Source organism: Enterococcus sp. DIV0724b (assembly GCF_050531475.1).
GTDB lineage: Bacteria > Bacillota > Bacilli > Lactobacillales > Enterococcaceae > Enterococcus_L > Enterococcus_L haemoperoxidus.
On sequence record NZ_CP172890.1, the window covers coordinates 544657 to 570490 of the forward strand.

Below are 25834 nucleotides of genomic sequence, written 5' to 3' on the forward strand. Positions count from 1 at the left end.
TCTGAGGTTATTAGAGACCACTTCGTTTGTTTTAGAATAAAATCTAACGTTTAAAAATGGATTTAATCCATAGTATAAAAGAAAATAGTAACAATATTAGCTAAGAATGGACAGTTTGTTTTTAAGGAAAGACAGATAAAACAGAACTGTCTAAAAATATATTAATTCTATTATATATATATAATAAAATGGAATAAATTTGTCGATTCAATAGTTTGTGATAATAAAAAAACATATAAATTTTTAGTTATAGATATTTTTATTTTGAAAATAAAACTGACAACAATTTTAGTTTCACGAAACCCGAAATAAACCACTAATTCAGTTTGTTTGTTTAAGCTTTATCTGATAAAATAGAAAAAGGTAGGTACGTTTTTGAAGCTTTTTGTCTAATGAAAGAATAGTTGATTATTTTACAAATAAAACGATTACGCCATTTGTCACTATAGTTACATATAAAGACAATTCACATAATTTACTTAGTATTTATAGTTAGTACATTCAAAATAATCAATAACAAGAGAGAGTCCCATTTTTGTAGAAGGAAGTGAGCATATGCTAAAAATTTTTGGCAAAGGTAAAAAAAGAAAAAAATACGAAGATTACGATGAATATGATGATGAAGATTATGACGACGATGAGTACGAAGATGATGATGATTACGATGACGACGATTATGATGATGATTACGACGATGACGATGAAGATTATGACGACGACGATGACGAATACGACGATGACGATGACGATTATGACGACGATGACGAATACGACGATGATGATGAAGATTATGACGACGATGACGAATATGATGATGATGACGAGTATGAAGATGACCGACCGTTATTCTCACTGAAAAAGAAAAAAACAAAACAGGCTCCTGTTGCTAGAAAGCCTAAGCCAAAGAAAAAGAGACCACCAGTCAATGTAGTTATCGATGATGAAGAACTAGAAGAACTTCAAGAAGAAAATGAGCAACTTCAAAGTGAGCTTCGAGAGTTGAAAGCTGAATTACGTAAGGGTAAGAGAGAAAATTCTCAATTACAAAACGAAATAGAAGCTGTCCGTCAAACGAATGAATCTTTAGAGAATGAACTATCAATGGTACAAGCTGTGCCAAAAGATTACGATGCTCGTATGGCTGAACTTGAACAAATAAGAAGTAAATATAACAGCTTATTACGTGAAAGCAATCGTCAAATTGATGAAACAGACTTAAACCGCAAAAAAGCAGAGCGCTTTGCAAATAAAATTAGACAGTACGAACAAGAGCTGTTAGCGAAACAAGAAGAAATCGATAAACTTTCAGAAGATCGTATCGTAATTATGGCATCAGATACACCGACAGATTCAGGGGTGTACGAAGAGTTAGCGAAGGTTCGCCAGGAACTAGAAGCAACTAAAAGTCAACTAGCTCAAAAAACAATCGATGTGGATCAACAACTATCTAAAGAAGACATTGGCGAAGTTTTATTAGATGCGAAGAGACAAGCAAAAGAAATTGTAAATCAAGCAAATCAACATGCACAGCTTATCAATGAAGAAACAAAGAAAAAAGCGAGTGTCCTAAAACGCTTAGAACGTGCCGAACAAGAATACCAAAATTATTACAAACGCATCAAAGATGTTAAGGAAGAGTCAGAACAAGCCTTTAACCAGATCATTAACTTGGTGAAAGAAGATCCATATCAATAAGAAAGAGAGGACACAGTATGAAAAAAAGAAATCTAAACAGTAAAAAGTTACGATTATTAAGTGTAGGGTTGCTTACTTCAAGTGCTGTCCTTTCTGTTACCGATGTTCAACCAATTGTTGCTAAAGAAATTAACAATCAAGCAACCTCAGGCTCCGAAGAACAAGAAAGTGTAGCAATTTTATCTTCAACTAAGGAACATGAAACAACAGAAAGTACAATAGAAGGAATCGAAACTAGCTCTTCTACCGAAAATAGTGCGATGTCTTCAACTGAAGAATCGACTGAAGAGACAAGCAGTGATTCGACAAGTTCGTCAGATGATACAAGTTCTACGTCAGACACGAATGATTCAACGAGTACATCAGATTCAAGTACATCGACAACAACGTCAAGTACTAGTACAACAAGCAGTACTAGTACAACAAGTACGACGACGAGTTCATCAACAACTCCGTCAAAACCAAAACCAAGCAAGCCGAAACCGAGTAAACCAAAACCGAAACCAGTACCAAACAATCCAACACCACCCGTTCAAGGGCCAATCCAACGGCCGAGTGTAGCAACTCCGCAGCCAAGCAGACCAAATTCCGGCTCTACTGTTGGAACGACAACTGGGAACAATAGTGGCGGCTCAGATCAGGTATTCCATATAAGTCCTAATCTGACAACAAAAAGTTTTGTTAAAGTAATTGGTGAGGATGCTCGCTCAATCGCTGGTGAGAATAATTTATATGCATCAGTGATGATTGCCCAAGCAATTTTAGAAAGTGCTTCTGGAAACAGTGCACTAGCTTCTGCACCAAATTACAATTTGTTTGGTATCAAGGGGAGTTATGAAGGTTCAAGTGCTAATTTTCTAACTAGTGAAGACAATGGTTCTGGTGGTATGTTTACGATTCGTTCTAATTTTAGAAAGTATCCATCATACAAAGAATCTTTAGGCGATTATGTGAAGCTTCTTCGCGGTGGAACTGATGCAAGCAGTAGTTTTTATAGTGGTACATGGAAAACAAACACAAAATCATATAAAGATGCAACGAAGTTTTTAACAGGGCGTTATGCGACAGATACTAGCTATAATTCAAAATTGAATGGCTTGATTGATGCGTATGATTTAACGCAATATGATACATTAAAAGACAAAAAGAAAACTAAAAAAGCTAAGAAAATTACATTAAACACGTCTTTTGATAAGTTAGAGAAGAAAAATGATCAAAAAGATCAAAATATTGAATACCTTACGCATGTTGTAAAAAAAGGTGAATCACTTAAATCAATTAGTGAGCTATATAATATTTCTACACTAGCAATTCTAGAAAAAAATCAATTAGACCGACGTATGTTATTTATTGGTCAGAAATTAAGTGTTCCTAAACAAGAAGACAAAGTTACAACTCTAGTAAAAGAAGATGCAGTAGATCGTTCATTGGATATGGTTCAAAAATTATCGAATGCATTCACAGGTCAAGCTACAACACAGTCGGCTGTTAAAAAAGAAACAAAAACAACAGCAACTAAAAAGAAAACAACAGTTAAAAAAGATACAAAAGATTATCAAGTAAGTGCAACTCGTAAGAAAACAAAAGAAACCTATGAGGTGAAAAAAGGCGATACTTTAGCTAGTATTTCTAAAAAAACTGGTATTTCAGTTTGGTCGTTAAAAGAGTGGAACGACTTAGATCAATATTTCTTAACAGAAGGACAGCAGCTTATTTTAGCGCCAGTTTATGATCTTCAATCGTAGAAAACAAGAAAGGAGAACGGTTTAATGAATGATTATTTCGATGTGTTTTTTCATCAACAAGCAATTCCATTCACTATGGGAACCGTTCTCTACCAAAAAGATAGTACGGAAGAAATTGTTGATGCATGTGAAACACTCTATGAACGCTCAACGGGAGATTTTCTAACTTTTCTGGAAAATGATGAAATTTCTGAAAAAATTATTTCTTCACCGATCAAAAAACATGTGGAAATCCAGTTTTTTCAAGCTCAATTAAATTGGGATGTTTTACTGGAAGAACTGGAAGAACTTTTCCCACAGTTTATTTGGACAAAAATAGTTGAAGAAGTGGACGGTATTTTTAGTACATATTTCTGTGAATTGATTCCCATTTCTTTCGCTTCAGAGGAAGAACCAATTCAATTTATTGTTTCAGCTAGTTTACAACAGATGGGCTATTCAAAATCTGAATCAGTCAGCAGTATCTTAGAAGCAATACTCCTTGCTAGTTTTCAAGAAGAAGAGCAGATGTCTTTATCTAGTGAGACACTAACTTTTCCTGTAGAAGTATCTATAGAAGAAAATGTTGAAAATGCAGTAGATGTCGATTTTTCATTTTTAGATGATGATTCAGAAGAGGAAGAAATATCTGAAGTAGAACCAAGAGATGAAGTCGAAATAACTGCAGTTACTCGTTCAGAAGAAAGCGAAGTTCTTTTCTTAAAAGAAAGTCTAAAGAGAGAGAAAGCGTCAAAGGAACGTGTGCGGGTAGCAAAAGAAAAATTAGAGTACGAGCTGCTCGCCATAGAAAACAGTTTGCTCGTTAGTGGCTTAAAAAGATTTAAGAAACATCAAAAAAGCTCAATTGATGAAGAAGACTGGTATAAACCAGTCCGGATCGATTTGATAAAATATGATGATCTTTATAAAAAGGCGAAGTTTATTGAACAATCTTGGCGCTTGAATCGTCAATTAGTAACAACTACGGAAAAAATGACCGTAACGAAAGATCAATGGGTCTATGAACGTGCACGAATTGAAAAAATTAAAAATAGTGTATCAGAAATGGATTTACAATCAATGATGGAGCAATGTCATTTGATCAATGAGCGAGTAAAAATTCGTCCTGGTTTCCTATTTTTAAAACCCAGAGTAAAATTATATCAAATCGATTATGAACAATTAGAGAAGATCAGTGCCTTCTTTGATATAATTCAAACTGAAAATAGATTACTAGAATCAGTGATCGAGCAAAAAGAATTTGATGTATAATCATTAATGAACAAAGCAGAAACGCTAGGTAACTAGAAAGGTTTCTGCTTTTTTTGTCGATTAAAGAAGTAAAACAGTCATTATTGCTACAATATATTTTCTTAAAATTCATAGATTTTGTAGTAAAAGGTCATTTTTTACTAGAAAAGCGAGCTGCAATTCTGTAATAATTCTAGATTTTTGTAACATTACGTTTGTTATTAAAATGAATAAGAAGAATATTTCAGAAAAAAACATGTTTTTTTACATTCTTAAAATCAAAAAGAAATCCAGTGCGAACAAGTGTTTTGATGAGTGTATTTTACAAGCTGTTACGCAATGCAAACACTCGTAACGAATTGTTACGGTATCTTCACCTATGAAATATTTTTAGATGTTAAAGTATGCAAAGTCGATAAACAAACGACGAAAATATTTTTTACAAAGGAGAAACAACATGAAATCACTTAAAACGATTTTATTAGCAACAACTTTGACTGCAGGATTTGGAATTTTTATGGGAACGACTGACGCGCATGCTGATAGCTTATATACAGTAAAATCAGGAGATACATTATCTACTATCTCTCATCAATTTAATGGAGACAATAGCTTAATCGATTTAATCGCAAAAGATAACAATATCCTTAATGTAAATATGATCTTCGAAGGCGAAGAATTAGTCATTCGTACAGATGAAGAAGCGACTCAAGCATCAGCTCAACAACAAGCGCCAGTAGCCGCACCTGTCCAAGAAACGCAAGTACAAGAAGCACCAGTTGCAGAATCGACACCTGTATCATCGACAGTTGCAGCAGATAGCTCTTCTGCAAAGGAATGGATTGCGCAAAAAGAATCAAGTGGTTCTTATGGTGCAACAAATGGTAAATATATCGGTAGATATCAATTAGATGCTTCTTACTTAAATGGTGACTATTCTGAAGCCAATCAGGAACGTGTAGCGGATAGTTATGTAGCTGGACGTTACGGGTCATGGGAAGCAGCACAATCTTTCTGGATGGCTAACGGCTGGTATTAAACAATACAGTCTCATAGGTAACAATTAAATAAATAATAAGAGAAGCAACCATTTTATTGGGGGCTTCTTTTTTTATGAAGTAAGCGAAATGATAATACACTACCTTTAATAAGTGAATATAATTTAATGAACTTTATCTTAGGCAAGGTGAAGTAAAATACCAGAACCTTACAAAAATCTCAAAGTAGCTAGAATAATCAATGCAATAAAATCATGAATAATCGAATAGAAAAGAATATAGAACTCGCAATAATAGGGAGAGACTCGTATAATAATTGTTAATAACATATTTGAAAATTATCTAGTTCATTTTCAAATATGTTTCTTATGATCCAAAAGGAAAAGAATAATAAGTAGAGAAGGGAAGTATTTATATGAAAAAGCAGGCGTTGTTAAACACCATTTTTAGATTAGTTCGTTTTATTTTTATCGCTATTATCGGTTACTTAGCTTATAAGGCCTTATTTTCAGAGATCTTAACAAGAAAAATCCATATCTTTCTTTATATCATTTTATGGCTATTTAGTTCCTATCTGGTTCTTCCTTTTATTAATAAATTAATGACAGGACGCTATTTGCCAGATTATTTTATCGGACGCTCGAGAACAGGGGATGGTTTACTTGGCGATCCAATCAACCTTGCTTTTATTGGATCGCAAGAAGAATTAAATCAACTTTTTATAAAAGCTGGTTGGACAATAGCGGAGCCATTATCAATAAAATCTAGTCTGCATATGATCATTGCGAGTGTTTTAGGTAAGTCCTATCCTAAAGCACCAGTCAGTTCATTATTTCTATTTAATAAGAAGCAAGACATAGCATTTGAGCGAGAGATAGACAACAATCCAAGAAGAAGACATCATGTTCGCTTTTGGAAAACACCAGAAGATTGGTATTTACCTGGAGGAAGGAATGCCGATTGGCTAGGTGCAGCAACCTATGATAAAAAAGTTGGTTTCTCATTTTTTACAGGACAAATCACACATAAAATCAATTCAGATGTCGATCAAGAGCGAGACTTTGTTTTAGGTATGCTTAAACGGTCAAATCAATCTGTTTCTATTGAAATAGTTGAACACTTCACTACGAGTTATCATGGACGTAACGGTGGTGGTGACGAAATCTTCACTGATGGTGCATTGCCGTTTATTAAATTAGATAAATAAGGAGAATCGAAGAAAAGAAGGTAAAACACTTTTCTTCGGTTTTTTTTTGCTCCCGATTGATCAAGTAGAAGGAAACAACATCGGACGTTAACAACTGTTTTCTAATACTGTTTTTTGCAAGTATTGTTCTGGTGAGAACGTCTTTATACGATTATTTTTTCAATTGGCTTAGAAAATCAGATGTTTATAGAAGAAGAAAATTAAAATCACCATTTTTTACGTCATCATTGAAGAAGACAACACTATTTAACGGTTGTCTTTCTTATGGTATTTGGATAGGAATAGATAAATTTTATATTGTTTATCAAAAAAGTATGATATTTTCTCTTTTTTTTAATAATAAAAAAGTAGTTATTTTATATATACTTGTTATAGAAATATGTATATATAAAAAATCCCGTTCTAAATAAGAACAGGAAAAAAATGGCGGATTAAAGAAAATGTGGATATATTTTTATTTTCATCACTTTTAAACGGTTATATGATTTGCGAAATATCTTTTAATTACTTGTTTTAAAGATAAAAATAAAGTGAAATATGTGGATATGATATCTTTTTTTTATCTTTTGTAAGTATAACTCATTTTTATCCTAAGAACATATCAATTTTTTCATTAATTTCTGAATAATTTGAGAAAAGCTGTTTTTTTTTTTCGCCGTCAGATTCGCCGTCAATTATTTTTTTATGGGAGGAAGATTACTTTGGCTAGAAAAGGTGAAAATATTTATAAAAGAAAAGATGGTCGTTGGGAGGGGCGATATATTAAGGGAAGAAAAGCGAATGGGCTTATCCATTATGGTTATGTTTATGGTCAAACGTATACAGAGGTGAAGAAAAAATTGACAATAAAAAAAGCAACGATGTTCAGTGCTCAAGACCAGTCAGAACAGTTTTACGGAAGTCTCAACAATTGGTTAGATTATTGGTTAGAGAAAATAATCAGTACAAAAGTGAAACCAGGAACATTTGATAGTTATAAAAGCAAATTAGACTGTCATGTTCGTCCCTTAATTGGGGAGATAAGACTGAGTGACTTAACAGTTGAACATATCAATAAATTTATTGACAATACGCAGAAAAAGATATCAATCAATTCACTTCATTCTGTTTTTAGAGTATTAAAAACATCTTTAAGATATGCACAAAAACTACATTTTGTGAAAAGCTCAGTTTATGAAAATGTTGAGCTTCCAAAAGGAAAGAAACCTAAAATTGCAACTATTTCACAATTTGAACACAAACTTTTGATAAGAGAAGCAAAAAGATCTTCTAACGGTCTAGCAATGTTGATGTCATTAGAAACAGGTATGAGAATTGGCGAAATTGCTGGCTTGAAATGGGAAGATATCGACTTTGAAAACAGAGTGCTATCAATCAAGCGTACCCTTCAGAGAGTAAAAACTTATACCGAAAGTAGCGATAAGACGCAAATTATCGAAGAAAAACCAAAATCAGAAAATTCAGAGCGAGTGATACCTTTATCATCTGATTTATTAGAGCAACTATTGAGTAAGAAAGAATTGAGCAAGAGTGCTTATGTTGTTTCTAAAACTCAAGGGTTTACAGAACCACGCACGATTCGCTATCAATTTAAACGGTTGTTGCAAAAGGTTAAATTAGCAGATTATTCATTTCATGCCTTGAGACATTCGTTTGCTACTCGTTGCTTAGAAAAAGGGGTAAATATTGCTGTAATCAGTTCTTTATTGGGACATGCATCAACCAAAATGACACTTGATATTTATACAAATTCCAACTTAACAGAAGAAAGAATTGCGGTGGAAGCAGTTGCTGCTATCTAGTAGAAAATTACGGTTTCGCCGTCACAATCGCCGTCAAAGGAAATTCAAATCGTTGATATCAAACGATTTATGCAGTGATTTCCTGTTCTTATTTAGAACGAGAAAATTCTGTCAAATTTATAAATATTAATAATTAAAATTAATTCTACTATGAATTTGAATAAAATAATAATTTTTGGCTTTTAAGTTTATTATTTTAAATCTAGAAATGAAAATGACAAAGGAATTGAAAATAACTGGAACCGACCATTATTAAGAACTAGGAGGAAACAAATGTTTAACATAGCCTTAGTAAATACTATTGAAGAGGATCGATCAGAATACATAGTTGCTTTAAAAGAAAAAAAATGCACGCTTCATCATGTCAATTTAAATGAAATGGAGGAAAGGATTCCCCAAATGGACGCGGTGATCATCAATGAACCTACTATAGAAGATATTGGCTTGACGTGTGAGTCGATAATCAAAGTGAGAAGTTTGACGAATCATTTTGTCTGGATTTTATCTGATGAGTCAACAAAGATAAATCGTATTGTCCATCTTCAACTTGGAGCGGATGGTACTTTTGATAATCGGACAGAGTCAGATGAATTTTGTTTGTCTATTATGAATACACTTGAGAGAAGAACTGATAAGAAGCAGAAACAAGAGACTATTACTGATACTGTACATCCAACAATGGAAGGACAACCACCAGCAATTCGACTAGTCCCTAATAATTTCTCCGTAAGTATTGAAGGAAAAGGGGAAGTAGGACTGACTAAGTTGGAATTCAAAGCGCTGGAATCATTGATTCAGAGAAAAGGTGAAGCAATCACCTATGAAGAACTGTATAAAAAAGTTTGGGGAGAAGAAAAGGGCGATAAAAAATATCGCGTAGCTAATCTGGTTTTTCATTTGAGAAAAAAACTTGAAGACGATTCCTTTAAGCCAAAATATATCCGAACTGTTCGTTCTAGGGGATATATGTTATCTAGTTGATAAGGAGTATAAATAGTTTGGTTTCCATTTTCTATCGTATTGATATTTTTTTCATTGATAATACGAGAAAATTGAAATAAATTTGTCTCAAAAGACATGTCATTTTTGAGGAAAGGAGGAAAAAAATGAGAATTCGGAAAAAAAGTTCTTTGGCCGCTATTTTAGTCACAATATTTAGCGTAATAAGTTTTTTAGTTCTGAGTAACCAAACTAAAATAAAAGCTTCTGATAATGAAGGAAGCTCATATGTTTTAGAAAAAAAGTCTGAAACTAAAAATCAAGTTGAATTTGATTTGAAAGTGAAAGATCCGCAAAAAAGCACAATCACATTGGCATTAGATAAGTCTGAATCAAGCATTTTATATGCTGAAAATATTCTTGAATATCTCTCAGAAGAAGTTTTAAATGATTTGGAAATTACGGACAGTGATACGGAAAATCAGGTCATAATTACGTTTAAAAAATCACTAGGCAGTTATACCTTGCCAATCGTTTTTAGAGCATCAGAATACAATAAAAAAATTTCTGATACATTGAAAGTCTTGAGTGAAGAAAAAGAAATTTCTAAAGCTAGTTTTGATTTGGACTATCAAAAAGAGATGATTGAAACAACTGCTGTTAGTGATGAAGCGCAAGTGCAGCCCAAAGGACTTCGAAGCGCGCTATCTGTGAGCACTTGGGATACTTTTAAAGCCGCTTTAGGTAATCCGGCAGTAGATGTGATAGATGTAACAGCTGATATTACTAGAACAGCTACAAATGCTGCTTCTGCTCCAGGAACCTTGACAAGAGATTTAACGATCAATGGAAACAATCATAGAATAGATTTTGGTGCCAATAATGGAAATTTGACGTTAGGAGCAACTACAACTAATAAATTAATCGTCAATGATGCAACTATTACCAAACTTGGTGGAACTGCGATCTTTAATTCCAACGCTTCAGCGGTTTGGGATATCAAATTTAATAACGTTAAAACTCCAGAAAATAACGCTGCTGGCGTTGTTAATGCTACAAACAGTACCCTGACCTTAAGTGGTGAAAATAACTTTTATGCAACAAGTAATACGATTACCATATTGCATATATTTTCCAATAATGGGGCAAAAAGCAATGTTACTACTAACCAAAGCAGCAATTCACTAGAGGTATGGGCAGTCGGTATAAATGATGGGGATCGTGGTGGTGGAACGATTAATTTGGATAACGCAAGTCTAATGGCTCATTCTACGGGTTCTTCCTCCATTCGTTTACGTTATGGCGGTAATAAATTTAATGTTGCAAATAATTCTAAGTTAACTGCAATTACTGATACAACTGGTGGTGAGGCTGCAACTGTACGTTTTTCGACGACCAATCCTGATAATGAATTTAATATTTCAAATGGGTCAGTGATAGACATCCAACATTTGGCAGGAGTAGCGCCAGCTTTACGTTTAAATGGTGATGGATTCATTACTAATGTCTCTGGGAAATCTAAATTAAATCTTTATAATAAGGGATCTGGCAGTGCAAGCAATAATTCTAATGAAGCATTGAACTTGCCGGGACGTAATAATACTTTTCTAATTAGAGACAAAGATAGTCAAGTAAATATGATTGCGGACTATGGACCTGCTGTATACGGGAATTCAAATACCTCTACGATTGATGCAGGACCAGATACAGAATTTATTGCTCGAGGGAATACGAGTGGTGCAGCATATGGTGTGTTCAACATGGCAGCTAATGCAAGTGTCTTGATTGATAATCCAATTTATTACGACTTTGCCAATACACGACCTGGAGGAGCAAATATTTTCAGTTTATCTGGTGCTGGTGGAAAATTTGTAGCAAATAATACAGATGTCAGTGTTTGGCAAAAAGGAAAAAACGTTTATTTAGATGATCCGTTATACGATTGGACATTGCTTGACTTTACTTTGAATGGTTCTAACTTGGCAACGATCGCAAGTGCTAGTGACCCAGGATTTAAATCATTGTTTGGACAGCCGAATAATTATGCTCGAATGAGTGGGAATAATGCTAGACCAATCGTCGATGATCTAAGAACACCGACAAATGCGGATAAATCAATATATGGTCACGTTTCAGTCCCAGAAGGGGTTGAAGGAATTCGTGATGCATGGACGGATGAAGTCAAAGTTGATGTAACTGTAAAAAATGCGGATGGAACGATTGCCTATCAAACGTTGACAGACGATACGATCGGTGCACCCGGGTTAAGCTTATGGGGAGAAAATCCTAAAAACGGTATGTTCAAAATCGATCTGCCAGAAGGGAAGTTCCTCAAAACGGGTCAAACAGTTGAGGTAACGGGCGCTAGACGAGCGGGAGCTAATAGTCAATCTGGAAAAATGCATGAAAGTTTGCCAGAAGATATTCAAACAACTATTCAAACCGTTATTGATGTTACCCCACCAACTCAAGCAGTAGTAACAACAGACTTGAGTAATGCCACAAAACAATTATCAGGTACGAGTGATGAGGATGGTGCAAAAGTCTACTTTAAAGTAAATGGTGCATGGCTAAAAGGAACAGATGGTCAAACGATATCTACGATTGTAAATGCTGGGAAATGGGAAATTGATTTGCCAGAATATTTAACAAAAACAGATAAAGTTGATGTCTATCTAAAAGATACGACGTTGATCAGTCCATTACCATCTTATACGTTACCTGATACGTATACTCAAGAACCAGATGGGGTATTCGGAAATATAAATACGGAAGTAGATAGTTACAGCACTTATGCAGGTTATCATGATGCAGTGAAAATTGGCAACAAAGACGAGCGATTTAATCAAGCAAAACGTTTGATTACGAAAGATGTCATCCCAGATCAATCAAAATTAGTTAAATCGGTTGTATCAAGTGGAGGTTCAGGTAAAACTGCAATTGGTGACACACTGACCTATACATTGCAAGCTGAAAATCCTAAGACGGGATCTGAACCTTGGAAGAATGTTGAATTAGTCGATGTTCTAGCAACTGGGTTATCTTTTGATCCAACAGATAATGGTATTACCATCAATGGTAAATCAATTGGTACAGATCAAAGTAAATTTAGTTATGATGAAGAAACACGAACATTAAAAATTTATGTTGGAGATTTAGCGGCCAATAAAAAGGTAATAGCAAGCTTTAAAGTTAAACTTGGGCAAGATGCTATTGTGGGTAATGATATTAAAAATCTAGCAAAGGCAAATGGTGATTCACCCCGAGAGAAGCCATTTATCCAAGGGCCAATCAATCCAGACTCAGCTCATGAACTTCTTACAATAAGTTCTAATGAAGTTGGGTTGCCAGGAGGTAAAGTAGAAGGTGTTCTTTCCTTTGTTTCAGCACCAAAAATGATTGATTTTGGGCTAAAAGAATCGGGAAGTTATGGGAACTTTTCTGCTGATAACCCAGAATTTGATCAATCTCTTGTGGTTAGTGATAGCCGAGAAGTCTTAACTGATTGGAAGCTATCCGCTAAAGTAACAAAAGTGATGGAATCAACCGACGACCAATCTTATAAATTACCAGAAGCGCTTATCTACAAAGATGGTGCACGTGATAATGTGCTGAAATTAGAAGAACCATATGACATTATCAAAAAAGCCAGAGGTAGTCAAAACATTAGTGAAGAGGAATGGGTCAAAAAAGGGAATGGATTTAAAATGGTTCTGGAAGCAAACCAATATAGAAAAATTGGCGAGTACACTGCGACTATCAAATTTACTTTAAGTGAAACCCAATAATGGAGGGATAAAATGAGAACAAAAAAAGTCACATATCTGCTTATCTTTTTCATAGTTTGGGTTACGTTAGTCATTTTGCCACCTCAGTTAGTAAATGCACAAGAGGATGAAAATGGTGGTGGTGCAGTTCAAACGAATGGAGAAATTGGTTTCTACGAAGAAGATGGTTCTACAGAATCATCAACATTAACTAGTTCATCAAAACCAATTGATAAGGAAACATCTATCAAGCCTAAAGGCAGATATCCTTCAACGGGTGAATTAGTAAAAAAAAGTTTATCCATTAGTGGTGCTGTTGTAGTTGTAATTGTTTTAGGCTATTTTCTTTTGAGACGGAAAAAGGAAAAGCAAGAAGGAAAGGGGCATTAAGCAATGAAAAGAACAGTGACATTGTCTTTACTTGCCGCGACTCTTTTAATAACAGGACCTTTTATAACAGGGACTCAGACTGTATTCGCTGAAGAAAGTTTAGATGGCGCAGGGAACATTCAGTTTACTGGTAACTATGAAAGTAGAGGGATTAAAGATCCTGAACATCCAGATGACATTGTCGATGCAGGAGAAAGTCCGAGTACATCTGGAAAACTTCGTATTGATTTTGTTCCACAATTCAATTTTACTGGACGCAATAAAATATCCGATAAAGATATGACGTATTCGGTGAATGCTCAATTATTTCATGGCGCGACTGAAGCTCGTGGGAATTTCATCCAGATTTCAGATTATCGTGGCGGAGCAATAGGATGGACTCTTCAGTTAAAACAAGAGACACAATTTCAGAATACTAAAACATCAAACAATCAATTAAATGGTGCCGTGTTGTCTTTAGACAAATCATGGACGAATTCTACGGTAGATAACTCATATGCCCCAGTTGTTTCAGGTGATATTATTCGTCTGGAAAATATTGGAGAAACATATAATTTAGCAGAGGCAAAACAAGGCACAGGAGCAGGCACGTGGTCTATTTCATTCGGAGGATCTTCTGATAATCCGCTTGGAAGAGAAAACACCTTGAAACCAAAAGTCGATGCAGATGGAAAGCCAATGCTTGATGCAAACTTTGAAAATAAGCAAATGCAAGAAAATAGTGCAATAACGTTGTCAATACCCGGAACAACGAAAAAAGATCCGGTACCTTACACTACGGTGCTAACTTGGACATTAGCCGAGTTACCATAAATCAAAACACACAAAACTAGGAGGAAACACACATGAAATTAACACACAAATTATGCGGGGCTACATTACTAGCAGCAACAGGAGTTGCTTTAGCAATGCCTAACACAACAAAAGCGAACGATCTTGATGGATCGGGGCATATTGAATTTACCTATAATACAGATGAAGATCCAATCATCACTGATCCAGGTAATTCAACGGGTACAACAATCACAACGGGTATTACAACTACAAACCCTGGGCCTATGGGTATTATTGGTATTAGCCCATTAGACTTTGATTCACACGATATTTTAACAAGTCAAACACAACGTGATTACAAGGCGTTGCTTATCACAGCAAACCCAGATAGTACAGAAGAAGATAAAGCTACTAACACTGGGAAATTTGACATGCAAAATGCTGTATGGTTCCAAGATTTACGTGCGACAGATAGCCGTCCATACCAACTAACTGCTAAAATCAGTGAAAACTTTAAAGAAAAGACAAGTGGCACTTACCTTAAAGGTGCTAACATTACGTACAAAAACATCAATGTAACATCAACTGCAGATCCAAGCTTAAAACCGGTTGAAAAATCAGGGACTGTAAAACTTATAGCAGGCGATGGTGCAACTGCTGGTGGATCAGAAATTTTTGTGGATAACAGAGATGCTGCAGAGGGTGTTGGTTATGGTAAATTCGAACTTAACTTTGGTTTACACTCTGATGGTACTGCAGAAGAAGCGGTTATGTTAAACATCCCGTCAACAACCGCAATTGGTGAAGGAGATTACTCTGCAAAAATTACTTGGACGATGGCAGACGTAATTTAAGTTGCAACCATTAACTTCATTTTAAAGAAAAATAAGTACTGAGTGAGGTTCGCCGGCTCATTGAGTCGGTGAATTTCATTTTATAGAAAGGTTAGAGAAAAGGAATGAAAAAAAGAGCAACGATATTTTTACTTTCCCTTATATACATAGCTAGTTTTGTTTTTCCAACGCAGCTGGCATACGCCAATGATTCGAAGAAACAAGAAGGACAAAAAAATCCGCTGGGATTCAGTTATAAAGTCATTAAACCAGAAAATCAAAAAAATCCGCAAGTTGGTTATTATGATCTAAGAATGATGCCGGGACAAAAACAAACTGTTCAAATTGATTTGACAAACGATGGAGATCAAGAAGTAGAAGTAGAGGTTTCAATTAATGGCGCTAAGACTAACGGTAACGGTGTTATTGAATATGGACCGAGTGCGATCGATAATGATAAATCATTGAAATATGATTTTAAAGATATTGTCAAAGGAGAAGAATCTGTAAAACTCCCACCCAAAACAACTGTTCCGTTGAAATTAGCAATTACAATGCCTGACAGCAGTTATGATGGTATGATTTCTGGCGGTATTGAAATGAAACGCCATATTAGTAAACAAGAACAAGAAAAACAAAAAGGTGTTGTTAATGAATATGCATTCTTAGTCGGTATGGTACTGACAGAAACAGATACTGTAGTTCAACCGGAGTTAAAATTGAACAAGGTATATGCTGGATTAAGTAATTACCGCAATAGCATCTTTGTAAATCTTTCAAATATAAAAGCAGCAATTTTAGATGATTTGACATTGGATGTTCAAATCATGTCAAAAGAATCTGATAGTGTTATTTATGATACTAAAAAAGCAGGTATGCGATTTGCACCAAACAGTATGATGGATTTTCCAATTTCAATGAATGGAGAAAAAATGGTGCCAGGTAAGTATCGAGCGCATGTTCGTGCAACGTCTCAAGATAGAAAATGGGAATGGGACGAAGAGTTTACAATTACGGATGAAGATGCTGATAAATATAACAAACAAGATGTCAATCTAGTTCAAGAACAAGGAATTAACTGGAAACTTATCATACCGATTGTTGCTGGTATCTTTATTTTAGGATTGATCATATTCTTTGTTGTAAGAATGCTGAATAAAAAAAGAGCTGCAAAGAAAAAGAATGCTAAAAAAAATAATAAAAGTAAGTGATAGATAAAAATAAATTTAAAAAAGGAGAGAGAGCCGAATATGAGTATGTTAGATTGGTCTTTTGTGACATTACTGTCTAGTGCCCTGCTCTTTTTCCTATTTGCACTATTCTCTGTTGTTCTTTCGATAATAACTAGTCGGAAATTGCGTCGATTTAAAAGGAGACCGCCAAAAGATAAGCGTAAACGAAAACAATTTATTATGAAACGGCGTAAAGTTGAAAAACAAGTTAAACGTCAGCGTAACAGCGGTATTACCCTTTTTGTTCTAATGTTGATAGCAACAGGTAGCGCCTTATATACTCGACACTACCAAATGAATAATTTACATGCAAAAGATTCAGAGTCGATCGTTCAAAGCTACTATTTATTAGATGAAGTTGAACTGCAATTGAACAATATTAAAAATGATGAAAACCCACAAAAATCTATTAAGAATCTAAGAGAACTTTCACTATCATTATCTAGTTATGGTGCAAGAAGAGCATATCAAGGTCTAACTGAAGATGGGCAAATGCTGTTAAATCGGCATTTTGTTTTGTTGAAAGAACTTGGAACTAATTTGAGTAGTCAGACAGTAGATTCATTAGGCAAAGCTGATACGATGGAAGGCTATCAAAAAGATGTAAAAAAAGTGAGGGATAGTCAACAAGAAGTATTCAAACGATTTAAAGTCAATGAAGCTGCTTTGAAGACCAAAAAGTAGTAGCTAGGTCGAGGTGAATCAAATGAAGCAAGGAAGCCAAAAAAAGAAGCAACGACCAACAACCAAAACGAAACCAATATCTAATGATAATCACAAAGAGCGAAAAAAGAGGAAATCTAGCAATAAAAAAAATGCCTCAATAAATGCAAAAACTCATAAAATACAAAAACAGCAGAGTGCTAAACGTAATCGATTAACAAAAAAACAACGGATAGCGTTAAAGAAAATGCAACGCAAAAAGCTTGTTTTAGAGTTGATTATTACAATTATTTCTACTCTGAGTTTGATCTCTGTGATTGCTTATTTTATATTCGCTATTCCTAAAGTTGAAGGATATTCTATGACGCCAACGATAAACGATAAGGACCGCTTATTTGTAAGTAAATGGGGACAAGTCAAGCGGTTCAGTTTAATTTATTTTAAAGAGCCTAAAAAAAATGAAGTCATGATTCGTCGTGTAATCGCCTTACCAGGTGAAGATTTTTTTTATGAAAAAGGCAAGTTGTATATTAATGGAGAAGAGATAGTGGAACGTTTTATGTCTCAAGAGACCCAATCTAACGAAGAAAAAAACACGAACATCACACCAGATTTTTCGCTTCAGGATATATTGCAAGTAAAGCGGATACCAAAAGGTAAGTACGTTGTTTTAGGTGATAATCGGCGCTATTCAACAGATAGTCGGTACTTTGGGCTGATTGATGAAAAAGATATTATTGGTGTGGTGACAATTCGATTATTTCCTATTCATGAAATGACCCATTTTTAGTATATGAATAACGAGGGAAAAAAATGAAACAGTCAAAGTCAGAACAAATAGTACATAGAAAGAGCCCAGCTGGTCATGCTCAAAAAAGAACACTTTATAAAAAAAAGAGTAGACTTAGCTACATAAAAAGACAGCACATAGCTAAAGGAGAAAAAAAACAAAAAGAAAGTCGGGCTGGGAAAGTACGTCACTATTTTTCTAACTTGATTTTTCTGTTTTTTATCATTGCTTGTTTTCTGTTCTTATTTCGTATGGCTACGCATCGAGTAGAAGGGCATTCTATGGAACCAACTTTTAGTAACAGAGATCGTGTGTTGGTTGCTAAAGGAGTCCATCCGTCCAGATATGATATTGTCACGTTTGAACCAAAAACGGCGAAGGAAGAATCGTATATCAAGCGAGTCATAGGGATGCCTGGCGATGTTATTTGGGTAGAGGAAAATACGTTGTATATTAACCACCAAGCAGAAAATAATCCTAAAAATCTCTATGGTCAAAACCTAGCAGCTAAAGAATTACCAGACGGAACCATTCGAGTCAATGTTACAACAAATGTTGCACGAGCATTATCAGTCTATTATAAGATACCTGAAAATGCTTATTTTGTTTTAGGTGACAATAGAAATCATTCTGAAGATAGTCGAATATTTGGTTTGGTAGATCAGAATCAAATCGAAGGAGTAGTTGTCTATCGTTATTATCCATTTAATAAGATGGGCGTTGTCCGATAAAATTCTGGGAACTGTAAAGAAAGTGAGATCTAAAATGAGAAAACATAGAATAAAAGAGTTTCTAAAACAAAATTGTTTAGCGATGCTGCTAAGCTTTAGTATACCTGTTGTATTAATGGCAGTGACTTATTATTTTAACGATATTTATCCAGGTAGTAAATTAACGGTTTTAGCAAGTGATTCATTTACGCAGTATGCAAATTTTCATGCCAGTTTTAATAATGTTTTACATGGCAAACAAAATATTTTCTATACCTGGTCTGGTTCATTAGGATTAAATTACTGGGCGTTGATGGCATATTATTTAAATGGCTTGTTCACGCCATTCGTTTTCTTTTTTGATAATGGAAATATGGCAGATGCTTTGTATTATTTAACGCTACTTAAGTTTGGTGCAAGCGGATTGGCTTTTTGGATATTCGCCCACAATACGTTTAAAATCAATCGTTGGTTCGTTGTCGGTTTAAGTGTATCTTATGCACTAATGTCCTACAGTGTAGGATACTCGGAAGTTATCATGTGGTTAGATACATTTATGTATTTACCGTTGATTATTCTAGGTATCCACCGGTTGATGGACGATAAGAAACCAATTCTGTTGTTTGTTAGTTATCTACTTTTATTTTTATCTAATTTTTATATGGCCTTTATGGTAGGAGTATTTTCTTTTCTGTACTTCTTTGCCAGAGCAATCGGCAATTGGAGTATTTATAGAAAAAGGATTCCGACTTATCTGATCACTTCGTTACTTGCTGGTGGGGCTTCAATGATCACCATTTTGCCGACAATTTTTGATCTTAGTAATAATGGCGAAAGTTTATCGGCAATCACAACTTTTTTAACACCTGATACTGGTCCATGGGATTTCGTTGCAAAAAGTTTAGTGGGTGTTTATGATACGTCAAAATTTGAGAGTATGCCTTTTATTTATATTGGCTTATTTGCGCTGATTTTTTGCATGTTTTATTTTATCAGCAACAAGATTGCAATTAAAAATAAATTACTTTTTGGGAGTTTGTTTATTTTAGTGATTGCAAGTGTCTACATTTTACCGCTGAATTTAGCATGGCATGGCATGCATTCGCCAAATATGTTGCTTTTTAGGTTTAGTTTTTTATTTTCATTTTTAGTGATTTTATTAGCTGGATATGGTTTAGAAGTATTTGAAAAGAGCGACTTCAATCAACTGTTGAATGGTGTATTGGGGATAGCAGGCCTTTTCATTGTCTTTTTGATTATGTCGAATAAGAAAAGATATGGTGTTATCACGACAATGTCTTTAGTAGTAACAATTGGTCTTTTAGCAGCGTATGTTTTAGTTTTATATTTTTATGCGTATCAGCCTAAGTGGAAAAAGTGGCTTCCCGTGTTAATAGTTTTGTTAATGAGTGGAGAGGCTTTTGTAAATGCGCAAGCGTTAGTAAAAGGAATTAAACAGGATTGGAACTATCCTTCACGTGATTTGATTGCTAAGCCCTATCCTCATATCAAGGCGTTGTCAGACCAAGCATTTGAAGAAAACGAAACATTTTTTAGAATGGAAAATTTAAATCCAATTTCTTTAGATGATAGTTTTAATTTTGGTTACCATGGTATCGGGATGTTTTCATCGATTCGTAATAGGCATTCTTCACAATACATGAATGCACTAGGGTTTCGTTCTTTAGGTAGCAATCTGCAAGTTCATTATGAAAATAATACTTTATTGATGGATTCGTTGATTGGAATGAAATATACCATTGCCAAAGGAAACTTAAACAAGTTTGGCTATGAAAAAATTGGCCAATCAGGTGATTATAGCCTTTATAAAAATGATTATGCACTACCGCTCGGAATTATGACTGACAAAGGTATTTATGAAAAAGAAGCAGTCAGAAATCAAACAGAACTCTTCAATTATTTATCCAGTTCAGAAGGGGAATTATTTAGCTTTGGAGAAGCCACTATGGTGGACTCGAAAAATGTCATTGTCACAGAAGAAGAAAATACAGTCAGCTTTAGTGAAGAAGAGCCGAATAAAATAAAATCAGTTACGTGGTTAATCACAGTTCCTGCTAATTCACAAGGTTATTTAAGCTTAGTGCCAACAGACCTAGGTGCCGCAGTAGATACTAAAGTGCATGTGACGGTCGACGGGGTAACACGTAGGACTGATTTACGCGATGATGGTCAATATCATTCAATAGGGTATTATGACAAAACAAAAACATTAAAAGTTACGACTAGTTTTACAGGTGGTAATCAAAGAACTACATTGTTCAAACCAGATGTTGTCTTTTTAAATACACAGGAATTTGAAAAGTCGGTGAAAAAGATTCAAGAAAGAAGTGTGGATTTTAAAACAAGTGGTCGTAAAGCACAGGCTCGAACTACTTCTGACAAAGAGGAGGTGTTGTTAACAACGATTCCATATGATAAAGGTTGGAAAGCCTATATCGACGGAAAACAGGTGACAATTCCAACATTCAAAGATGCTTTTTTAGCGATCCCAGTGCCAGCCGGTGAACATGAAATCAATTTTGTTTTCTTACCGCAAGGATTTGTGATGGGCACAATTTTATTCCTGCTTTGTATACTATTATTTGTTGGCTATATCTACAGGATAAAAAAAGAATTGACGATAAAGATTGAAGCATAAAATAAATCAAAAAAGTAAAGGAGAGGCAACATGAAGCAATTGAAGGAAATCATTTTTTGTGCATTACTATTTCTTTTGACTGGCTGTGCTCATCAAGAGTTGTCTGGAAAAAAAGAATATTTTTCAAAAGAAGGCGTAGAATATTCCTTCAATTTGCCAACTGGGTGGAATGGACAAGAGGATTATCAAGAGCAATATAATGAGGCCGCAGTTTTCGGTGCACAAGATACAACTAGTAATTCTTATATGTTTATTCGTGTGCGTGGTATAGAGGAACCTAAAAAAAATACATTAGAGAAAAAAGCGGAAAAATTAGTCAAAGAATCTTTTGGTGTTGAGCCTGCTTCTTCAAAAAAATTAACGTTAGACAATCAACCGGCACTACGTTTTTCATTTAAATATTTATTTAAGCAAAAACCTGTATGGGTGTCAGCTTATTATATTCTTCAAAAACAGCATTTAGTTGAGTATATCTTTTATACACCGCAAGATAATCAAGAAAGTAGAAGAACAACGGTATTTGATCAATCAGTAGCAACATTAAAATTAGAACATACAACAGAAACAACATCAAAACAATCTCCAGAAAAATTAAATAAAATTGAAAATGACTCCTATGTATTTGACTTGACGGGTTACAAAATTGTTTCTGAAAATAAGCAGCAAAATCTTTTAATTGTACGTTATGTTTTTAAAAATAAGAGTGAAGTAAAAAAATCCGCAAACTTATTGGAAACACTTGTAACTGTCAAACAGGATGATAAAGTATTGGAAAATAGTCCAATAACAGAACATACACAGGCAGAAGATCTAGCCTATTTACTAGAAAATGGTAAGCAGTTAATTGGAAAGAACGATTCGATAGAAAGTGCAGTAGTTTATAAACTGAATGATCAATCGTTGTCAAATATTATTTTTTTATTTGATAAGGAGCAATTTAAAGGGCAAAAAGAGATTATTATGCCAATTAAAAACTAAGTAGAAAGCAGGTTTATTATGAAACATGCAAAGATTGTATTATTATTATTGCCATTATTGTTTTTAACAGCCTGTAATGGAATCACAGAACAACAACCAGCATCCACTGCAAATCATAAACTGGATAAAAGTGAGCAAAAATTTGCTTGGTGGGAGGACCGTAAAACGCCCTTCGGTGATTTCGAATATAGGAAAATTTCAGAAAAAGAAGCACAAGAACTAATGGATAAGAAATTTAAAGTGACAATACCTGATAATATCAATGCAGCTAAGAAATTAATTGCAGAAGATCTTGCAATCGAAGGAAGCGAAAAAGAAGCAGACACCTATAGTATATATAGCTCTGAGAATACATTGGCGTTTTCATGTTTTGTAAAATACAAAAACAAAGCTGGAAAGTATTTGTCTTATGGAGAAATCAATTTGACATACAACTACATTCCGATTCAAAAAAAAGTTAAACTATCTAGTGAAAAATTAGTGATCTATAATGCATCGGATGAAGGGATTTTCCATGGAGGGAATGCAATTACTACCTTAAAAAATATGGGTAGTTGGTTAGATTTAGCAGATCAAGATAAGTTAGTGAAAAAATTTGAAGAAGAATCCAAGGCAAAAGAATCATTAATAAATCAGGAAATAATACTCTATCGCAATTTGGATGAAGCAAAAGAAAAACGTCTTTTTGGAAAGAGCTTTGGTGTAAAATATGGAGCAAATGGAATAATAACAGAAATTTATGCTGTTGCTAGAGATTACCGTATTTAAAAAATATATTGGATGAATAAGCCTTGATAGAAGTAGGAATTTTTTTAAAAAGATTCTTTTATCATTATTTATACTTATCAAGAAGGTGGAGTAAGCTGATTTTTTTCAGTTTACTCCACCTTTATTATTTTTTTAATAATAAAAAAATATATCTATAAAAGTATATTGTTAGCGTTTGCATTCTAAATGTTATATTATTATAAGAGAGATTTAAAAGGCTAGTAGGAGGTGCAATTTTAAAAGAATAGTTTTTTTCTCATTGAATAAATAGTGAGAATCCAGTGTACATGGTTAAACGACACACAAAACTTAAAACGAGGTGGAAAATGTGAAAAAAGTGTTTAAAAAGAATGTGAACGTTTTATCTGCTCTAGTGCTCGTAGTTTCAAGTTTGGTTTTATCTTTATCTGTGTTAGTACCAAGTAAGGCTGTAGAGGCGGCAGAACCCTCGCAATACCGTAATGTTATGTACTATGGTGATTGGTCAATCTGGGGTGGAGAAGATAATTTTTATCCTAAAGATATTCCAGCGGATCAATTGACGCATTTAAACTATGCTTTTTTAGATTTTGACAGTAGTGGAAATTTGAAATTTACAGATAAAGATGCCGCAGTCGGTGCACCAGTTGGGCAAGAGGGTGTTCAGTGGAATAGTGCCAGTGCGGGTGTTTTAAATGCTATTCAAGATATTCGGGCCAAAAATCCTAATTTAAAAATTGGTATTTCAATCGGTGGTTGGTCTAAATCAGGCGATTTCTCTGATGTAGCAGCAAATCCGACGACTAGAGCTAATTTTGTTAGCAATATTGCTAAATTTATCAAATATACAAATATGGATTTCGTTGATTTGGATTGGGAGTATCCTGCTTCTGTTCGCGAACCAGATAAAGTGGATAATACAAACGACGAAGGAACACCACATGCCAAACCAGCTGACAAACAAAATTTTATCACATTGTTACAAGATATTCGTACCGCAATTGACAAACAAGGGAAAGATTTAGGAAAAACATATGAACTTTCAGTTGCTTTACCTGCTTCACAAAATACTTTGAAAAATGGTGTGGATGTTGCGCAATTATTTAAAGTAATCGATTTTGCTAATGTGATGACCTATGATATGAATGGTGCTTGGACACCAAATAGTGCGCATCATAGTGCACTTTATGGTAACCCCGCAGATCCTAATTATGCCAGTGGTTTTTCTGTTGATCAAACAGTGAAGTATTTACAGACAAATGGTGCACCATCAAGTAAAATCGTGATCGGAGCAGCCTTCTATACTCGTGGGTGGAATAAAGTAGCAGCTGGAACAGATTCAGCACATCCTGGTTTGTTCCAAGCGGCAGAAAAAAATAATAAAGATGCGGATTTATCACCAACCTATGGTGCTAATAATAAAAACCCATTAAAATCGGGTGATGGTGGCCGTGCAGGTGGTGTTTGGCCGTATCGTAATATCGCAGATCTTAAAGTGAAATCACCTGACTTAAAAGAATATTGGGATGATGTAGCCAAAGCGCCTTATATGTACAATCAAAAAACGGGTGAATTCTATACCTATGACAATCCTCGTTCAATCAGTTATAAAGCAGAATACGTGAAAAATAACCAATTAGGCGGCGTGATTTCATGGATGCAGTCACAAGATAAAGCGACAGATACAACGAAACGTGATGAATTAACGAAAGCGATCAAAACAGGTTTATTTGGTTCAGCTGCTCTACAAGCAAATAAAACCGTCTATGCAGACTTAAATGTCAAAGCAACGATTGTACCATATAATGAAAATGGTGCTGGCTATGAAATTACAGTCAAAAATAATGAAACTTCTGGAGAAACAGGAGACGTTTTAAAAGCAGTTGAAGCAGCCTTTGAAACAGTGAAACTGCCCAAATTATATATCCCAGTCAATGCAGCAGAAACATTGACAGCAGGTGATTATAAAGCTGGAACCGTAACAGTAGAAAATGGTAATGTGGTAGTGGACTTATCTTCGGTTTACGATGCACAGCAAATTCCACAAGGGGCAAGCTATACTTTTAGATTGAAATCTAGTGCGGCAACAGTTGATGTAAATCGAATCAGCAGTATTGCTTTGACTCAACGGATTGCCAAAAATGGTGCCGAACTTAGCAAACAAACGATTTATGGCGGAGGAGCAGTCAATCCAGATCCGACAGATACAACACCACCGACAACGCCTGCAAATCTAGTTGCCGGAACAGTTACCGAAAATAGTGCTGCATTAAGCTGGTCAGCTTCTACTGACAACGTGAAGCTTGCTGGATATAAAGTATACCGTGATGGTGTATTAGTTGGAACAGTTGCTGAAACAACCTATACAGATGCAAACTTAAAAGCGAATACTGCTTACAACTACTCAGTGAAAGCATATGACGCTGCTGGAAATCTTTCAGCAGATAGTAATACTCTTGCTGTAAAAACAAAAGAAAGTACAACTCCTCCTGTAAGTAATGCATGGGATGCAGCGAAAGCTTATAATGGTGGAGATGTTGTGACATATAAAGGTAAAACATATAAAGCGAAATGGTGGACTCAAGGCAACGTACCAGGAACAGAACAATGGGGACCTTGGGAATTAGTTGGATAGAAATAAAAAAAGTTGGCCTAACTTCATTATTAGGCCAGCT

General features: G+C 34.7%; 19 protein-coding genes. All 19 read left to right on the forward strand.

Annotated elements, in window-relative coordinates:
- The first annotated feature begins 555 nt into the window (after positions 1 to 555).
- Positions 556 to 1695: a hypothetical protein gene (locus tag IGJ02_RS02560; RefSeq protein ID WP_430603156.1), complete on the forward strand. Its 1140-nt coding sequence runs from the start codon at positions 556 to 558 to the stop codon at positions 1693 to 1695.
- A 17-nt stretch (positions 1696 to 1712) separates the two neighbouring features.
- Positions 1713 to 3440, forward strand: a complete 1728-nt coding sequence (locus tag IGJ02_RS02565; RefSeq protein WP_430603157.1) for a glucosaminidase domain-containing protein — start codon at positions 1713 to 1715, stop codon at positions 3438 to 3440.
- Positions 3441 to 3464: 24 nt separating this feature from the next.
- Positions 3465 to 4691 carry a hypothetical protein gene (locus IGJ02_RS02570; RefSeq protein ID WP_430603158.1) on the forward strand — a complete coding sequence of 409 codons (1227 nt, stop codon included), beginning with the start codon at positions 3465 to 3467 and terminating at the stop codon, positions 4689 to 4691.
- A gap of 436 nt (positions 4692 to 5127) precedes the next feature.
- The gene (locus IGJ02_RS02575; protein WP_430603160.1) at positions 5128 to 5709 is read left to right on the forward strand and encodes a LysM peptidoglycan-binding domain-containing protein; all 582 of its coding nucleotides are present in this window, start codon (positions 5128 to 5130) and stop codon (positions 5707 to 5709) included.
- 374 nt (positions 5710 to 6083) lie between these two features.
- Positions 6084 to 6875, forward strand: coding sequence for an LssY C-terminal domain-containing protein (locus IGJ02_RS02580; RefSeq protein ID WP_430603161.1), 792 nt, complete (start codon positions 6084 to 6086; stop codon positions 6873 to 6875).
- A 701-nt stretch (positions 6876 to 7576) separates the two neighbouring features.
- A complete protein-coding gene (locus IGJ02_RS02585) occupies positions 7577 to 8677 on the forward strand; it encodes a tyrosine-type recombinase/integrase (RefSeq protein WP_430603162.1) in 1101 nt (366 codons plus the stop codon).
- A gap of 273 nt (positions 8678 to 8950) precedes the next feature.
- Positions 8951 to 9658, forward strand: coding sequence for a winged helix-turn-helix domain-containing protein (locus IGJ02_RS02590; protein ID WP_430603163.1), 708 nt, complete (start codon positions 8951 to 8953; stop codon positions 9656 to 9658).
- 125 nt (positions 9659 to 9783) lie between these two features.
- Positions 9784 to 13404, forward strand: coding sequence for a pectate lyase-like adhesive domain-containing protein (locus tag IGJ02_RS02595; protein WP_430603165.1), 3621 nt, complete (start codon positions 9784 to 9786; stop codon positions 13402 to 13404).
- A gap of 12 nt (positions 13405 to 13416) precedes the next feature.
- Positions 13417 to 13773, forward strand: coding sequence for an LPXTG cell wall anchor domain-containing protein (locus tag IGJ02_RS02600; RefSeq protein WP_430603166.1), 357 nt, complete (start codon positions 13417 to 13419; stop codon positions 13771 to 13773).
- A 3-nt stretch (positions 13774 to 13776) separates the two neighbouring features.
- Positions 13777 to 14586: a WxL domain-containing protein gene (locus tag IGJ02_RS02605; RefSeq protein WP_430603167.1), complete on the forward strand. Its 810-nt coding sequence runs from the start codon at positions 13777 to 13779 to the stop codon at positions 14584 to 14586.
- Positions 14587 to 14618: 32 nt separating this feature from the next.
- Positions 14619 to 15401, forward strand: coding sequence for a WxL domain-containing protein (locus tag IGJ02_RS02610; RefSeq protein WP_430603169.1), 783 nt, complete (start codon positions 14619 to 14621; stop codon positions 15399 to 15401).
- A 104-nt stretch (positions 15402 to 15505) separates the two neighbouring features.
- Positions 15506 to 16591: a DUF916 and DUF3324 domain-containing protein gene (locus IGJ02_RS02615; protein WP_010761627.1), complete on the forward strand. Its 1086-nt coding sequence runs from the start codon at positions 15506 to 15508 to the stop codon at positions 16589 to 16591.
- Positions 16592 to 16630: 39 nt separating this feature from the next.
- Positions 16631 to 17296: a hypothetical protein gene (locus tag IGJ02_RS02620; RefSeq protein ID WP_010761626.1), complete on the forward strand. Its 666-nt coding sequence runs from the start codon at positions 16631 to 16633 to the stop codon at positions 17294 to 17296.
- A gap of 22 nt (positions 17297 to 17318) precedes the next feature.
- Positions 17319 to 18065: a signal peptidase I gene (lepB, locus tag IGJ02_RS02625; protein ID WP_430603170.1), complete on the forward strand. Its 747-nt coding sequence runs from the start codon at positions 17319 to 17321 to the stop codon at positions 18063 to 18065.
- Between the two features lie 23 nt (positions 18066 to 18088).
- Positions 18089 to 18796, forward strand: a complete 708-nt coding sequence (gene lepB / locus IGJ02_RS02630; RefSeq protein ID WP_010761624.1) for a signal peptidase I — start codon at positions 18089 to 18091, stop codon at positions 18794 to 18796.
- Between the two features lie 34 nt (positions 18797 to 18830).
- Positions 18831 to 21434 (forward strand): YfhO family protein, encoded by a 2604-nt coding sequence (locus IGJ02_RS02635; protein ID WP_430603172.1) that lies wholly within the window; start codon positions 18831 to 18833, stop codon positions 21432 to 21434.
- A 30-nt stretch (positions 21435 to 21464) separates the two neighbouring features.
- Positions 21465 to 22412: a DUF5067 domain-containing protein gene (locus IGJ02_RS02640; RefSeq protein WP_430603174.1), complete on the forward strand. Its 948-nt coding sequence runs from the start codon at positions 21465 to 21467 to the stop codon at positions 22410 to 22412.
- An 18-nt stretch (positions 22413 to 22430) separates the two neighbouring features.
- A complete protein-coding gene (locus IGJ02_RS02645; RefSeq protein WP_430603176.1) occupies positions 22431 to 23180 on the forward strand; it encodes a hypothetical protein in 750 nt (249 codons plus the stop codon).
- A 319-nt stretch (positions 23181 to 23499) separates the two neighbouring features.
- Positions 23500 to 25794: a glycosyl hydrolase family 18 protein gene (locus tag IGJ02_RS02650; RefSeq protein WP_430603177.1), complete on the forward strand. Its 2295-nt coding sequence runs from the start codon at positions 23500 to 23502 to the stop codon at positions 25792 to 25794.
- The last annotated feature ends 40 nt before the right edge of the window (positions 25795 to 25834 follow it).